Genomic DNA, 13,322 nt, shown 5'->3' with positions numbered 1-13,322 from the left:
ATTAACCTGAGGATGATGGACGCGCGGGACTCGATCGGAACGGCTGGACGGATGCCAGCAGCGCTTTCGCGCGGCGCTGGGTCTGCGAGGTCTGGTCGCCTCAGATTTGCGCTTCGTATCTGCGGTTTCTTCGTGCTTGCCCTGCTGGCGCTCTTCGCTGGTGGCTTCGGCTGGTTTGCCGACAAGGTCAGCAGCATGACGACGCCGGTCAATCCGGCCAAGGCCGATGCCATCATCGTGCTCACCGGCGGCCAGTCGCGGCTCGACGCAGCCATGGACCTGCTGGCGTCGGGCAAGGGCGAGCGGCTCTTGATAAGCGGCGTCCATCCCTCGGCCAGCCGCCGCCAGCTGCAAATGGCGATGGGCGGCGACAAGCAGCTGTTTTCCTGCTGCGTCGACATCGACCGTGCCGCGCTCGACACCATCGGCAATGCCGAGGAAAGCGCCAAATGGGTGGAAAGCCACGCCTATGGCAGCATCATCCTCGTCACCAACAACTACCACATGCCGCGCAGCCTGCTGGAAATGGGCCGGCTGCTGCATGGCGCGCGGCTCGAACCATATCCGGTGGTCAACACCAAGCTCGGCAACGGCAGCTGGCTGACCAAGCCGGAAGCGCTGCGCGTGCTGCTCACCGAATACAGCAAATATGTGCTGGCGCTGGCGCGCGGCATCGTTCCGCTTCGCCCGACCGCCGAGGGCGTCACCCTAGCCGAAGCCTCGGTCGCCAAGGACGAGAAGCAGCCAGGCCAGGTCATCCCTTAATCGCAACTCCACGCAGGCGCGCAACTTCTTGCTCGAGGTCTGCTATGCGCCGGTCGCGCTCGGCAAGCGCCGCGGCCACATCCGCTGCTTCAAAACGCTGCGGAATGTGCTGCGGACAATTGGCATCCCAGGCCGTGACGGTGAACAGGATCGCCTGCTCCGGTCGCGCCCTGTAATTTGCCGGCATCAGCCTTGCCGTCAGGTCTGGATCGTCCTCGACGACCCGCGCCCGGCCCCAGATCTTGATGCGCTGCCGAAGCATGTAGTCGATCAGGAACAGGAAGGCCTGGGCATTGTCCGCAAGATTGCCCTGGGTGATGAACTGCCGGTTCCCCGAGAAGTCGGCAAAGCCGATCGTATGCTCGTCGAGCACCTTGAGGAAGCCGGCAGGGCCGCCGCGATGCTGGACATAGGGTTGGCCGCCGCCATTGGCCGTCGCCAGGAACATGCTGGTCTGCGCCTCGACGAAGGCGGCGAGATCGGGCGTGATCGCCGCCCGCCAGCCGCCGCGCTCCTCGACGCGAGCATAGGATTCGCGCGAACCTTTGCGGGACTGGATGGCCTTGACCGTGGGCGTGAAGGCGACATCGCTGGTGAAGGCGTTCATGGCGGCGCTCCCCGGACGAAATAGCACCGTATTTAACCCCTTCCGAAATCCGGAGGAAGAAGGCATATCTGCAATCTAGGCTTCCATTTTCTGGAAGAATGGATGGACCGCCTCGATTGCCAGGTCCCTGTTCGTCGCCACGGTGGAAGCCGGCAGACTTTCCGCTGCGACGCAGCGTGCCGGCGTGCCGCTGCTCGAGCCGTTCGAGCCGCCGCTCTGGCCGGTCGGCCTCGTTCATGCCGGCCAGGGCCTGCTGTCGGTGAAACTGCGCGCCTTCCTCGATTTCGCCGCGCGCGCCTGAAGGAGCGGCGCGGTTCGACCACGGCGCCGTTTTCTTTTTGGCCGCGCTTGGTGTAACCAACGCACACCTCCACACCGGGCCCTTTCCCGCATGCTCTATATCCGCTCGCTGGCGTTCAACCTTGCCTTCTATCTCAGCCTGGTCGTCCAGATGATCTTCTGGACGCCCTTCTATTTCCTGTCGCCGCGCCACCGCGCCTGGTTCGTGCCGAAATTCTGGTCGCGCACCTCGATGTGGCTCTACGACAAGATCGCCGGCACCAGGAGCGAGATCACGGGCGTCGATAACCTGCCGGAAGGGTCGTTCATCCTGGCGCCCAAGCATCAGTCCTTCTGGGATGCGATCGCCTTTTTTCCTTATCTCGACGACGCCTTGTATATTCTGAAGCGGGAGCTGACCTGGATCCCCTTCTTCGGCTGGTACATCATGAAGATGCGCATGATCCCGGTCGACCGCGGCAGCCGCTCGAAAGCGTTGAAAGCGGTCGTCGTCGCGACCAGGCAGGAGATGGCGCGCAATCCTCGTCAGCTCATCATCTATCCGGAAGGCACGCGCCGCCCGCCGGGCGCCGAACCGTCCTACAAATACGGCATCGTCGAGCTTTATACCCAGCTCGGCGTTCCCGTGGTGCCGGTCGCCCATGTCGCCGGCCTCTACTGGCCGCGCCGCAAATTCATGCGCTATCCCGGCACCATCAAGGCCCGCTTCCTGCCGCCCATTCCTCCGGGTCTCGGCAAGGAGGAATTCATGCAGCGGCTGATCGGCGAGACGGAGGCCGCCTGCGACGAGTTGCTCGTCGAGGCCGCGCGCGCGCCGAACCCGCCGCCTCTGCCGCCGACGGCGGTGAAGCGGCTGGCGGAGCTCGGCGCTGCGCCGACGACAAAGGCTTGATCCCGCTCACGGCAGTGCCGCGAGCGCGGTGGTCAGCACCAGCGTCGCCGCGAAAACCAGGTTGATGATCCGCGACGCCAGCGGATTGCGCAGCAATCGCGCGAAAACAGCGCCGGCGAGAAGCCAGATCGCGTGGATGGCAACGATCATCGTTGCCAGCACCAGCAGCCTGGTTGGCGCGTCGAGCGCATCGGCCTGTGCCGAGGCGCCGGCAAACACGGCGCCGATCGCCACATAGGCCTTTGGATTGGCGACGGCGAGCATCAAGCCGCCGACAAAAGTGGGGCGCGCCGCCTTGTTCTCGTTTTCCGCAAGAGGCGGCGCCGTCGCGATCCTGAAGGCGAGGTAGAGGATGTAGGCGGCCGAAGCGACCGTCAGCAGCGGCGCCAGCCCCGGCCTCGAGGCGAGCACACCGACCAGGCCGGCGGCCACCACCAGAAGCACGACGGTCGTTCCAAGCACGACGCCAAATGTGTAGCGCAGCGATGGCCGCAGCCCGAAGGCGGCTCCGATGGCGGTGACGCTGATCGTCGCCGGACCGGGACTGCCCATGACGACGGCCGCCGCCATGACCAGCGCCAGCAATTGCTGCCAGGACTGCGCGCCAATTCCTCCGGCCATGCCGAACCTCAATTCCTGCCGCGATGCGGCTAGGAATTATCGCAGGGCTCCAACAAGGTCTTGGACGATCGTGCGCCGCCTTACACGCCTAGGCGCTGGCCCGGTCGAGGGCTGCCATATCGTCGGCGGAAAGTTTCAGCGATGCCGCGCGGATCAGGCTGTCGATCTGGGCTGGCGTCGTGGCACTTGCGATCGGCGCGGTGATGCCCGGCCGTGCCATGATCCAGGCGAGCGCCACTTCCGCCTGCTTGGCCGAATGGCGCGCAGCCGCGGCATCGAGCGCGGAGAGGATGCGCATGCCGCGCTCATTGAGATACTCGGCGACATCTTCACCGCGCGCGCTTTGGCCAAGATCGTCCTTGCCGCGGTATTTGCCGCTGAGAAAACCCTTGGCGAGGCTGAAATAGGTGATGACGCCAAGGCCCTCCGCCTTGCAGAGATCGAGCAGCGGGCCGTCCAGCGAAGCGCGGTCGTACAAATTGTATTCCGGCTGCAGAACCTCGTACCGTGGCAGGCTTCGCAGGCTGGCGACATCGAGAGCAGCGCGCAATTGTCCGGCATCGAGATTGGAGCAGCCCGGATAGCGGATCTTGCCTTTCTCGAGCAGGCGTTGATAGGCGCCGAGCGTCTCCTCGTAAGGCGTGGCCGGGTCCGGCCAATGTGACAGATAGAGGTCGATGACGTCGGTCTGCAGCCGCTTCAGCGATTGATCGACCGCTTTTTCGATATAGGCCGCGGAGAGGTCTTTCTTTCCCTGGCCCATATCGGAGCCGACCTTGGTGATGACGACGATCCTGTCGCGGTTGCCGCGGCTTTTCATCCAGTTGCCGATGATGGTTTCTGATTCGCCGCCCTTGTTGCCCGGAGCCCAGCGTGAATAGGCATCGGCGGTGTCGACGGCATTGAAGCCGGCTTCGGCAAACCGGTCGAGCAGGTCGAAGGAGGTCTTCTCGTCGGCGGTCCAGCCGAAGACGTTGCCCCCCAGAACCAGCGGCGCGATGGAAAGGTCGGTGCGACCGAGACGGCGTTTCTGCAAGATTGATCTCCGTGATGCTGGGATGGGCCGCGACGCCCGGGAATGGATTGCCGGTAAGCTAGGTCGTGCCTTGCCGAGGTCAAAGGCATGGTTTTGCTTTTTGATCGGGCCAGGCCGTCACGAAGGCGCGACCTGCCGCCCCACCTGTTCCAGCCAATGGTCCCGGATGCCGAGCGCCTTCAGGTGCTCGAGCGTGCTGAGCACATAATCCTCGTTCCTGCCCGACTGGCCGACGGCGCCGCGAACGACTGCCGCGGCATGGCCGGCGTCGAGCCCGCCGGCATATTGCTCATGCGCGCGGTCGACGATGTAGGCGACCGCCTCGACCGTTCGGTCCCCTCCCGCCCTGTTTCCGTCGAGCCGGACGTCGAGCATGCGTTCGAGATAGACGTTGGTCACCAGCTCGCGCTCGCGCAGATAGGAAAGCACTTCGTCCCGCAAATCGCCGGGCACGCGGAAGGCAAGGCCGATGCAGGAGCCGCCGCGGTCGAGGCCGAGCACCAGTCCCGGCCGCTCACGTGTGCCGCGATGCACGAAGGAATAGACGCAAAGCGACCGGCGATAGCCGTAAAGACGGGCCCTCCGCGTCTCGACATGTGCGAATCCCGGCCGCCAGATCAGCGACCCGTAGCCAAAAACCCAAAAATCGCCCATATCGCCAAGCCTGATCGCGCTCGAGTGACGACGTCGCACCGTAAGGTGTTTCTTCCGTCCCCGCTTGTTGTGCGTGAGATTAACAGCCCGCTCGCCGTATGAGGGGTTAACGAGAGCCGCAGCATGACGTCAAGTGACGAGCGATCGGGCAAACCTGGCCGCAGGCTGTTCTGGCTTGCCACGTTCATTGTCGCGCTGTTCGCCGTCTACAGCGCCGGCTGGTTCTATCTTGCCGGCCGCCTCAAGACGGAGGCCGACCAGGCCGTGGCCAACCTCGGTACCAAAGGCATCGCCGCCGGCTGCGCCAATCTTACCGTCAGCGGCTATCCGCTGAGCTTCGCCGTTTCCTGCGACAGCCTGGCCTATCAGGATGACGCCAAGAGCATTGCCGCCTCCACCGGCAGCTTCAACGCAGTCGCAGGGATCACGCAGCCTTTGTCGCCGGTGGCCGACGTCCGAGGTCCGCTCCGAACCTCGGTGCCGGGCATGCCGCCGCTTTGGATCGACTGGGACAAGCTGAACGCGACGGTCAAACTATCCTGGCCCTTGCCGCGGCGCATTTCGCTGCAAGCCGAAGGCCTGTCGGGCCAGACCGACCCGGCCGACGATTCCGATCCGGCCGAATTGTTCTACGCGGCAAACGCGGCTGGGCAGTTGGAACCCAAGGAGCAGGACGTCGTCTATACCGGCAGCGTCGGCGATCTCGAGATCAACGCCAACGCGATCGGCGGCCGCGTGCTGCCGGCGCTGGACGGCGGCGGCGAGGCGACGGTGAAGAACGGTGTCGCGCTGATCGCGGCGCCGCCGAAAAGCCTGCGCGGCCAATCGATCGACATCGCCAAGCTCGACCTGTCATCGGGAACGGCGCGCGTGACCGTGTCCGGACCGATCTCGGTCGACGCGGACGGCCTGGTCGATGCCAATCTGACGATCAAGCTCAAGGACCCGAAAGCGGTGGCGGCCATCCTCGGCGGCGCCATTCCCGAGCACAAAAGCGAGATCGAGCAGGGTTTTGCCGGCCTGGCCATGCTCGGCAACGAGCCGTCCATGCCGCTCAGGATCGTCAAGGGCAAGGCTTCGCTCGGCTTCATCCCGCTGGGCAAGATCAAGCCGGTCGATTGAGGGGCTGCGATGGTGGGACCCGTCAGGTTGCTCAGCGTCGGCGCGTTCACCCTCGACACGGTCCTGCGTGTCGACACGCTGCCCACGCATCAGGGCAAGTTCATCGCCAGCGACGGCATCCAGATCGCCTCTGGCATGGCGACGAGCGCCGCCTGCGCCGCGCATCGCCTGGGCGCCAGCGTATCGCTTTGGGCGAGTGCGGGTGACGATGCGGTCGGCGATCGGCTCATCGCCGAGATCGAGGCGGAAGGCGTCGATTGCAGCCTGATCCGCCGCGTCGCCGGCGCGCGCTCTGCGCTGGCCGCGATCCTGGTGGATGCTCATGGCGAGCGCGTCATCGTGCCGTTCTATGACAGAGAAGCGCAGGCCGATCCCGAGACGCTGCCGCTTGCCGATCTTTCCGCCTTTGACGCCGTGCTGGCGGATGTTCGCTGGCCGGGCGCCGCGGCGCTCGCCTTGACGGCCGCCCGGGACGCCGGTCGCCCGGCGATCCTCGACGCCGACACCGCACCGGTCGAGGTGCTGGAGCGGCTCTTGCCTTTAGCCTCGTATATCGTGGCCTCGGAGCCGGCGGCGCGTATCGTCTGCGGTCATGCCCTCGACCCGGAAAGCGCCTGCGCCGACCTCGCTTCGCGCACCGACGCCTTTGTCGCGGTGACGGGAGGCGCCGCCGGAACCTGGTGGCACGACCGGGAAGCCGGCCGCGTCCGCCATATCGAGGCGCCGAAGGTCAAGGCGGTGGACACGCTGGCCGCCGGCGACGTCTTCCACGGCGCCTTTGCCGTCGGTCTTGCCGAAGCCATGCCGCCCGAGCAGGCGCTGCGCTTTGCCAGTGCCGCCGCCGCGCTCAAATGCCTGCGCTTCGGCGGCCGGCTCGGCGCGCCGAACAGGGCCGAGACAATGGCGATGATGGCAGCCCACTGGCCGCCGTCGGAAGAAGACTAGTGGCACTGCACAGGATTTGACCGATCGGCTCCGTTTGCGTTGGCAGGCGGTATGCGTTGGAGGTTGGCCTAAACGCCCATCGCGATCGTCATTCCAGGGCGGAGCAGTAGCGAAGCTCCGTCGCGAAGACCCTGGAATCCATGCCGTTACCTTCGCCAGGGAGTGCAACGGAGTAGAATTCTGCACCGTGGCGGCGCTTCCAAGTTACGGAATGGATTCTATGGTCTGCGCTGTGTCGCTTCGCTCCTTGCTCCGCCATAGAATGACGAGATTGGAAAGGCTTCAGCCAATCTCCAAGGCTGCCAATGCAGACGTAGCCGACGCATCAAAATCCGGTGCCGGGAAATTAAGGAACCCGCCTACGATTTGACCGGATGCTCGACCGCCTGGCGGCCGAAATCCGGCACGTCGATGTCCTGGCCGGCCTCGATGATCGAGCGGCGGATGGCACGGGTGCGGGTGAAGAGGTCGAAAAGCTTCTCGCCGTCGCCCCAGCGGATCGCCCGCTGCAGCGAGGCAAGATCCTCCGAGAAGCGCGCCAGCATCTCCAGGATCGCGTCCTTGTTGTGCAGGCACACGTCGCGCCACATGGTCGGGTCGGAGGCAGCCAGTCGGGTGAAGTCGCGAAAGCCGGAAGCGGAGTATTTGATGACTTCCGTCTTGGTCACCGATTCCAAATCGTCGGCGGTGCCGACGATGTTGTAGGCGATGATGTGCGGCAGGTGCGAGACGATGGCCAGGGTCATGTCGTGATGCTGCGGGTCCATCGTGTCGATGTTCGAGCCGCAGCGCCGCCAGAATTCGGAGAGCTTCTCCAGAGCCTTGGGATCGGTTCCCGGCAGCGGCGTGAAGATGCACCAGCGGTTGTCGAAGAGATCGGCGAAACCGGCGTCCGGACCCGACTTTTCCGTGCCCGCCAGCGGATGGCCCGGGATGAAGTGCACGCCCTCCGGCACATGCGGCTCAATCTGCGCGATCACCGAAGCCTTGGTCGAGCCGACGTCGGTCAGGATCGCCCCCTTCTTCAGCGCCGGCGCGATCTCGGCGGCGACCTCGCCGGACGACCCAACCGGAACCGAGACGATGACGAGATCCGCGTCGCGCGCCGCTTCCTTGGCCTCGGTCGTGTAGGAATCGCCGAGGCCGAGCTCCTCGGCGCGCTTCAGCGTCGATGTGCTGCGCGTCGCGATGGCGATATGGCGCGCCAGGCCTTCGCGGCGGATGACGCGGGCGAGCGACGAGCCGATCAGGCCGATGCCGACCAGCGCTATTTTCTCGAACATCGGTGATGTCATGGTGCTCTAGCTTTTCAGGAAATTCGTCAGCGCTTCGACGACGCCGCGATTGGCCTCTTCGGTGCCGATGCTCATACGCAGCGCATTGGGGAAGCCGTAGCCGGTGACGCGACGCAGGATGTAGCCGCGTGCGCTCAGATAGTCGTCCGCCGCCGCCGCCGAATGCCGCTTGTCATCGGGAAAATGGATCAGCACGAAATTGCCGACGCTGGGCGTGACGCGCAGCCCGAGCAGGGTCACCTGCTCGCTGACCCAGGCCAGCCATTTCTCGTTGTGCGCCACGCTGCGCTCGACATGGGCGCGGTCGCGGATGGCCGCGATGCCCGCCTCGATCGCGGTTGCGTTGACGTTGAAGGGACCGCGCACCCGGTTGATGGCATCGACGATATGCGCCGGCCCGTACATCCAGCCGACGCGCGCCCCGCCGAGGCCGAGCTTGGAGAAGGTGCGCGTCATGACGACGTTCTCGGAACTGCCCGCCAGCTCGATGCCGGCCTCGTAGTCGTTACGGCGTACATATTCGGCATAGGCGGCGTCGAGCACCAGAAGCACGTTCTTCGGCAGTCCGGCATGCAGCCGGCGCACTTCCTGGAAAGGCACGTAGGTGCCGGTCGGATTGTTGGGATTGGCAAGGAAGACGATCCGCGTCGCCGGCGTGACGGCGGCGAGGATCGCGTCGATGTCGGCGCGCTCGTCGGTTTCCTTGACCGCCACCGGCTTCGCGCCGGCCGCCTGGATGTAGATCTTGTAGACCATGAAGGCATGTTCGGTGAACACGGCCTCGTCTCCTGGCGCAAGATAGGTCTGTGCCAAGAGCCCCAGGATCTCGTCGGAGCCGTTGGAGCAAACGATGTTTGCCGGGTTGAGGCCGTGCACTTCTGCGATCGCCTCGCGCAGCCGGCGGGCGCTGCCGTCCGGATAGACGTCGAGCCTGGCAGCCACGTCCCGAGCGGCCTCGATCGCTTTCGGCGAGGGCCCGAGCGGATTCTCGTTGGACGACAGCTTATAGACCTTCGTCACGCCGGCCGGCGCGGTGCTCTTGCCCGGCACGTACGCCTCGATGTCCATGATGCCCGCGCGAGGTGTTGGACGTGCCTGATCCTGCTTCATGTCACAAATCCGTCGAGAAGGCCTTCGAGGCCGCAGCGGAAATATAGGCCGTGGCCCCGAATGTCGAGTGCCGGTGCTTGCGCCACCATGCCGATCCCAGGTAGCTGCCCGTTGACGAAGCGCGGCGCTGGTCCTAGAAGAGCAGCCGGACTTCCCGTGGTGATTTGGCCGGTCGGCTTGCAGCCACGTTAAACAATTCGCTAAAGGGCCGTTTGCAACCTGTAACCGGCTTTGCGAAGGCAGGCCGGTTTTTTGTTGTCCGCCGCCGGCCGGACTGGATGGGGAATGCAAATGTCCGCTCAGCGCGTTGCAAGGACCAACAACGAGGCCGACCATCCGTCGAGCCCGGTGCTGCAGTTCGGTCCCGACAAGCCGCTGAAGCTCGATGCCGGCACGATCCTGTCGCCATTCCAGGTCGCCTACCAGACCTACGGCACCCTCAACGACGCCCGCTCCAACGCCATCCTCGTCTGCCATGCGCTGACCGGCGACCAGCATGTCGCCAACACCAATCCGGTGACCGGCAAGCCGGGCTGGTGGGAGGTGCTGATCGGCCCCCGCAAGATCATCGACACCAGCCGCTTCTTCGTCATCTGCGCCAACGTCGTCGGCGGCTGTCTCGGCTCCACCGGCCCGGCCTCGACCAATCCGGCGACAGGCCGGCCCTATGGCCTCGACCTGCCGATCATCACCATCCGCGACATGGTGCGCGCGCAACTGATGCTGGTCGACCATTTCGGCATCGAGAAGCTGTTTTGCGTGATCGGCGGCTCGATGGGGGGCATGCAGGTGCTGGAATGGGCCGCCAGCCATTCGGAACGCGTCTTCTGCGCGCTGCCGATCGCCACCGGCGCCCGCCATTCCTCGCAGAACATCGCCTTCCACGAGGTCGGACGGCAGGCCGTCATGGCCGATCCGGACTGGCATGGCGGCAAATATCTCGATTTCGGCCGGCGTCCGGAAAAGGGGCTCGCGGTGGCCCGCATGGCCGCCCATATCACCTATCTGTCGGAGGCGGCCCTTCACCGCAAGTTCGGCCGCAACCTGCAGGACCGCGAGGCGCTCACCTTCGGCTTCGATGCCGATTTCCAGATCGAAAGCTACCTGCGCCATCAAGGCATGACTTTCGTCGATCGCTTCGACGCCAACTCCTACCTCTATCTGACCCGCGCGATGGACTATTTCGACCTCGCCGCCGACCATGGCGGACGGCTGGCCGATGCCTTCGCCGGAACCAGGACGCGTTTCTGCCTGGTGTCCTTCACAAGCGACTGGCTGTTCCCGACGGAGGAAAGCCGCTCGATCGTGCATGCGCTCAATGCCGCCGGCGCCTCCGTCTCCTTCGTCGAGATCGAGACCGATCGCGGCCATGACGCCTTCCTGCTCGACGAGCCGGAACTGTTCGCGGCCATCAACGGCTTCATTGCCTCCGCCGCCCGCGCCAGGGGGCTCAGCCTATGAGCGGGTCGCGATTTGTTTGTTCTAGCCGCATTCCTGCGACGCCATCGGCTGCAAATGCCATAAGGCCGGAGGTTGCCTGATGAGCGTCAACCGCGCCCAGCGTGTCGACCTCGAGGTCGTCACCGATCTCATCCCGTCGCATTCGCGCGTGCTCGATGTCGGCTCGGGCGATGGCGTGCTTTTGGAACTGCTGCAGGAGACCAAGCAGGTCGACGGCCGCGGCCTGGAATTGTCGCAGCGCGGCGTCAACGAATGCGTGGCGCGCGGCCTCTCCGTCGTCCAAGGCGATGCCGACAAGGACCTCGAATTCTATCCCGACAAGGGTTTCGACTTCGTCGTGCTGTCGCAGACCCTGCAGGCGACCCGCAACCCGAAGCTGGTGCTCGACGAGCTGCTTCGGATCGGCAACCGCGCCATCGTCTCCTTCCCCAATTTCGGCCATTGGCGGGTGCGCTTCTCGCTGCTGATCAAGGGCAGGATGCCGGTCACCAAGGACCTGCCCTATTCCTGGTACGACACGCCGAACATCCACTTCTGCACCATCCGCGACTTCGTCAATCTGTGCGAAGAGCTCGGCGCGACGGTCGAGAAGGCGACCGCGCTCGACGCCAACGGCCAGAAGATCGGCCTGTCGATGCCGTGGTGGTTCTGGAACTTCTTCGGCCAGCAAGCGGTGTTCTTGCTGCGGCGGTAGTAGCGCTCGAATCTGTTCTCCTCGCTCGCAGCACAGCCGCGAATGTCGGTGGAGCACCAAATATTTGCATTGTTGTTTCTGTCATTTGACAGCGAATTGAGACGGCTATACTGACCTCAATCAGGCAACATGGTGGGTGAACAGCGATGGTCGGCGATCTCCCGACTTATTCAGTCGTCGTGGAAATGGAAAATGCCAAGTCGATCGACTGGGACGAGATCGGCGTTGGGCTGACCATCCTGGCGGATGAAATCGCCTCGGTTTCGGCGGCCGGTCTCGCAAGCCCGAAAGTCGTCATCTCGCACGCCGGGCACGACGCGGACGCCCCGTCGCTGCAGGACCACATCAATAGGGAAGCACCACGGCTGAAAGAGGTGGCCGAGCTTCGCTTCGCCGCCTGTCCCGGCGGCCGCTATTACGAACTCAAGAACAACGGAGTCCTGGCAACCGACACGGACATTGTGATCTTCATGGACTCAGACACGGTTCCGGAACCGGGCTGGCTGTCGATCCTGCTCGGCCCGTTTCAGAAACCCGGGACCGTTTGCGTCAACGGCTATACCTACCTTTTCTACGACGATTTCTTCTCGCGAACCTTTGCGCTGATCTGGTTCTTCCCTATGGCTCGGGGAGACGAGAAATTCGCCGCGAAACGGGCGATCAACGCCAACAACGTCGCCTTCCGGCGCGACTGGATCGCCAGCCATCCCTTCCCGCAGAACAATGGATTCAAGGTTTCCTGCACGCTGCTTATGCATCAGCTTCGCCGCGAGGGTCACGAAATCGTCCATGCCGGCGCACGCGTCTATCACTATCCCCCGCGGGGTTGGCGTTTCTTCTTGTGGCGCGCACTGGTGACCGGCAGGGATGCCGACAGGAAGTTCGTCGAGATCAAGTCCCCCAGTCGCTCTCGACGCATCGCCAAGTCGTTCAGCCGATGGGTGACCAATTCGTGGCGCGTGGTACGACGGGTGATACGCCATGCGCCGCAGACAGGCATGTCGCTCTGGCAAATCCCGTTGTCGCTGATTGTCGGGCTGGCTTTCTACACTCTGGCGTTTTTCGGTCATTTCGGCCTGGCGACGGGCCTCGTTCGCGATGAGATCGAAACCTTGCCCGACTATGTCGACCACAGTTAGCCTATCTGCAATTGTAGCCACGATCGCTCGGACTCGCCGCTAATCGTTCGCATTCTCGCCGCCTCATTCAGCCCAGCACATCGGTAGCCTTGTGCGGATGCTCGACGCCGTAGACGAAGATAACGTCGGATTCGGAATTGCCGGTGCGCAACGCGAGGATCTGTTGATATGCCGGCGACCGGTACCAGTCGCGCACATGCTGCCTGTCCGGGAATTCGATGACGATCAGGTGGCCCGGCCAGCTGTTCTCGACCACCTCGACGTCACCGCCATGGACGACGAAGCGCCCGCCGAAAGGCGCCAGCGTGGCATCGATCCTTCAAGGTACTCGACCATCCACGGACCGGGCGTGACGTGGCGCATATGGGCAACGGCGTAAGCGGTCATGATCTGCTCCTTCATTTGATCGAAGCCGTCCGACGGCTTCACGGGGAAACAGTCTGCGGAGGATAGGTATTCCGGTCGATTACCTTCGAGGTCATCAAGGAACGTCGCCAATGGCTTGCGCCGCGAGGCGTGGGTTGACCGGCCAACGAACTGCCTGGCAAGACCGCCGACAGACGCTGGTGTTGCCTTCAAACCGCAATGGCGCGGAAACCGACCGGAATCCGTCTCCACTCCCGCTGCGCTTGGGTGACACGGAGACCGCTTTTTAGTAGCTTGGCTGCGATTCCGGGGGGA

General features: G+C 64.2%; 13 protein-coding genes, 2 pseudogenes and 1 riboswitch. Of the genes and pseudogenes, 8 read left to right on the top strand and 7 right to left on the bottom strand.

Annotated features, from left to right (window positions below; all coding sequences use genetic code 11):
* Positions 1 to 51 precede the first annotated feature (51 nt).
* A complete protein-coding gene (locus QAZ22_RS09315) occupies positions 52 to 765 on the top strand; it encodes a YdcF family protein (protein ID WP_278206436.1) in 714 nt (237 codons plus the stop codon).
* Here QAZ22_RS09315 and QAZ22_RS09310 read toward each other — a convergent pair.
* Positions 755 to 1,372, bottom strand: a complete 618-nt coding sequence (locus QAZ22_RS09310) for a pyridoxamine 5'-phosphate oxidase family protein (RefSeq protein WP_278206435.1) — start codon at positions 1,370 to 1,372, stop codon at positions 755 to 757. The genes QAZ22_RS09315 and QAZ22_RS09310 overlap by 11 nt on opposite strands.
* Positions 1,373 to 1,532: 160 nt before the next feature.
* On the opposite strand from QAZ22_RS09310, the pseudogene QAZ22_RS09305 reads away from it, so the two are divergent.
* Both QAZ22_RS09305 and QAZ22_RS09300 read left to right on the top strand, forming a co-directional pair.
* Positions 1,533 to 1,673 (top strand): annotated as a pseudogene (locus QAZ22_RS09305) (LysR family transcriptional regulator); the annotation flags it as partial.
* Positions 1,674 to 1,763: 90 nt separating this feature from the next.
* Positions 1,764 to 2,564, top strand: coding sequence for a 1-acyl-sn-glycerol-3-phosphate acyltransferase (locus QAZ22_RS09300; RefSeq protein ID WP_278206434.1), 801 nt, complete (start codon positions 1,764 to 1,766; stop codon positions 2,562 to 2,564).
* A 6-nt stretch (positions 2,565 to 2,570) separates the two neighbouring features.
* On the opposite strand, the gene QAZ22_RS09295 is transcribed toward QAZ22_RS09300, so the two are convergent.
* The 3 genes from QAZ22_RS09295 to QAZ22_RS09285 form a co-directional block, all read right to left on the bottom strand.
* Positions 2,571 to 3,185, bottom strand: a complete 615-nt coding sequence (locus QAZ22_RS09295; protein WP_278206433.1) for a LysE family translocator — start codon at positions 3,183 to 3,185, stop codon at positions 2,571 to 2,573.
* An 88-nt stretch (positions 3,186 to 3,273) separates the two neighbouring features.
* On the bottom strand, positions 3,274 to 4,221 hold the full coding sequence (locus QAZ22_RS09290; RefSeq protein ID WP_278206432.1) for an aldo/keto reductase: 948 nt from the start codon (positions 4,219 to 4,221) through the stop codon (positions 3,274 to 3,276).
* Positions 4,222 to 4,338: 117 nt separating this feature from the next.
* The gene (locus QAZ22_RS09285) at positions 4,339 to 4,875 is read right to left on the bottom strand and encodes a gamma-glutamylcyclotransferase (RefSeq protein ID WP_278206430.1); all 537 of its coding nucleotides are present in this window, start codon (positions 4,873 to 4,875) and stop codon (positions 4,339 to 4,341) included.
* Between the two features lie 123 nt (positions 4,876 to 4,998).
* Here QAZ22_RS09285 and QAZ22_RS09280 point away from each other — a divergent pair, with 123 nt between their 5' ends.
* On the top strand, positions 4,999 to 5,997 hold the full coding sequence (locus QAZ22_RS09280) for a DUF2125 domain-containing protein (protein WP_278206428.1): 999 nt from the start codon (positions 4,999 to 5,001) through the stop codon (positions 5,995 to 5,997).
* A 9-nt stretch (positions 5,998 to 6,006) separates the two neighbouring features.
* Entirely contained in the window at positions 6,007 to 6,942 is a 936-nt protein-coding gene (locus QAZ22_RS09275; RefSeq protein ID WP_278206426.1) for a sugar kinase, read from the top strand.
* A gap of 359 nt (positions 6,943 to 7,301) precedes the next feature.
* On the opposite strand, the gene QAZ22_RS09270 is transcribed toward QAZ22_RS09275, so the two are convergent.
* Together QAZ22_RS09270 and hisC are read right to left on the bottom strand one after the other, a co-directional pair.
* Positions 7,302 to 8,237, bottom strand: a complete 936-nt coding sequence (locus tag QAZ22_RS09270) for a prephenate/arogenate dehydrogenase family protein (protein ID WP_278206425.1) — start codon at positions 8,235 to 8,237, stop codon at positions 7,302 to 7,304.
* Between the two features lie 6 nt (positions 8,238 to 8,243).
* Positions 8,244 to 9,305: a histidinol-phosphate transaminase gene (hisC, locus tag QAZ22_RS09265; protein WP_278206424.1), complete on the bottom strand. Its 1,062-nt coding sequence runs from the start codon at positions 9,303 to 9,305 to the stop codon at positions 8,244 to 8,246.
* Between the two features lie 188 nt (positions 9,306 to 9,493).
* A riboswitch (SAM riboswitch) is annotated at positions 9,494 to 9,571 on the top strand.
* Between the two features lie 67 nt (positions 9,572 to 9,638).
* Between hisC and QAZ22_RS09260 the strand changes: the two genes are divergently transcribed.
* From QAZ22_RS09260 to QAZ22_RS09250, 3 genes are all read left to right on the top strand, one after another.
* Positions 9,639 to 10,808, top strand: coding sequence for a homoserine O-acetyltransferase (locus QAZ22_RS09260; RefSeq protein WP_278206423.1), 1,170 nt, complete (start codon positions 9,639 to 9,641; stop codon positions 10,806 to 10,808).
* Between the two features lie 79 nt (positions 10,809 to 10,887).
* Positions 10,888 to 11,502, top strand: a complete 615-nt coding sequence (gene metW / locus QAZ22_RS09255; RefSeq protein ID WP_278073645.1) for a methionine biosynthesis protein MetW — start codon at positions 10,888 to 10,890, stop codon at positions 11,500 to 11,502.
* Positions 11,503 to 11,648: 146 nt separating this feature from the next.
* The gene (locus QAZ22_RS09250) at positions 11,649 to 12,641 is read left to right on the top strand and encodes a glycosyltransferase (RefSeq protein ID WP_278206422.1); all 993 of its coding nucleotides are present in this window, start codon (positions 11,649 to 11,651) and stop codon (positions 12,639 to 12,641) included.
* 67 nt (positions 12,642 to 12,708) lie between these two features.
* On the opposite strand, the pseudogene QAZ22_RS09245 reads toward QAZ22_RS09250, so the two are convergent.
* Positions 12,709 to 13,028 (bottom strand): annotated as a pseudogene (locus tag QAZ22_RS09245) (DUF1330 domain-containing protein).
* Positions 13,029 to 13,322: the final 294 nt, after the last annotated feature.

The organism is Mesorhizobium sp. WSM4906 (assembly GCF_029674625.1).
Lineage (GTDB): Bacteria > Pseudomonadota > Alphaproteobacteria > Rhizobiales > Rhizobiaceae > Mesorhizobium.
This window is presented reverse-complemented; position numbering and strand designations above follow the sequence as displayed.

What these genes read in the sequence shown, in the direction of transcription:
- QAZ22_RS09315 (WP_278206436.1), top strand. Translation starts at nt 52, where the DNA reads ATGCCAGCAGCGCTTTCGCGCGGCGCTGGGTCTGCGAGGTCTGGTCGC.
- QAZ22_RS09310 (WP_278206435.1), bottom strand. Translation starts at nt 1,372, where the DNA reads ATGAACGCCTTCACCAGCGATGTCGCCTTCACGCCCACGGTCAAGGCC.
- QAZ22_RS09300 (WP_278206434.1), top strand. Translation starts at nt 1,764, where the DNA reads ATGCTCTATATCCGCTCGCTGGCGTTCAACCTTGCCTTCTATCTCAGC.
- QAZ22_RS09295 (WP_278206433.1), bottom strand. Translation starts at nt 3,185, where the DNA reads ATGGCCGGAGGAATTGGCGCGCAGTCCTGGCAGCAATTGCTGGCGCTG.
- QAZ22_RS09285 (WP_278206430.1), bottom strand. Translation starts at nt 4,875, where the DNA reads ATGGGCGATTTTTGGGTTTTTGGCTACGGGTCGCTGATCTGGCGGCCG.
- QAZ22_RS09280 (WP_278206428.1), top strand. Translation starts at nt 4,999, where the DNA reads ATGACGTCAAGTGACGAGCGATCGGGCAAACCTGGCCGCAGGCTGTTC.
- QAZ22_RS09275 (WP_278206426.1), top strand. Translation starts at nt 6,007, where the DNA reads ATGGTGGGACCCGTCAGGTTGCTCAGCGTCGGCGCGTTCACCCTCGAC.
- QAZ22_RS09270 (WP_278206425.1), bottom strand. Translation starts at nt 8,237, where the DNA reads ATGACATCACCGATGTTCGAGAAAATAGCGCTGGTCGGCATCGGCCTG.
- hisC (WP_278206424.1), bottom strand. Translation starts at nt 9,305, where the DNA reads ATGGACATCGAGGCGTACGTGCCGGGCAAGAGCACCGCGCCGGCCGGC.
- QAZ22_RS09260 (WP_278206423.1), top strand. Translation starts at nt 9,639, where the DNA reads ATGTCCGCTCAGCGCGTTGCAAGGACCAACAACGAGGCCGACCATCCG.
- metW (WP_278073645.1), top strand. Translation starts at nt 10,888, where the DNA reads ATGAGCGTCAACCGCGCCCAGCGTGTCGACCTCGAGGTCGTCACCGAT.
- QAZ22_RS09250 (WP_278206422.1), top strand. Translation starts at nt 11,649, where the DNA reads ATGGTCGGCGATCTCCCGACTTATTCAGTCGTCGTGGAAATGGAAAAT.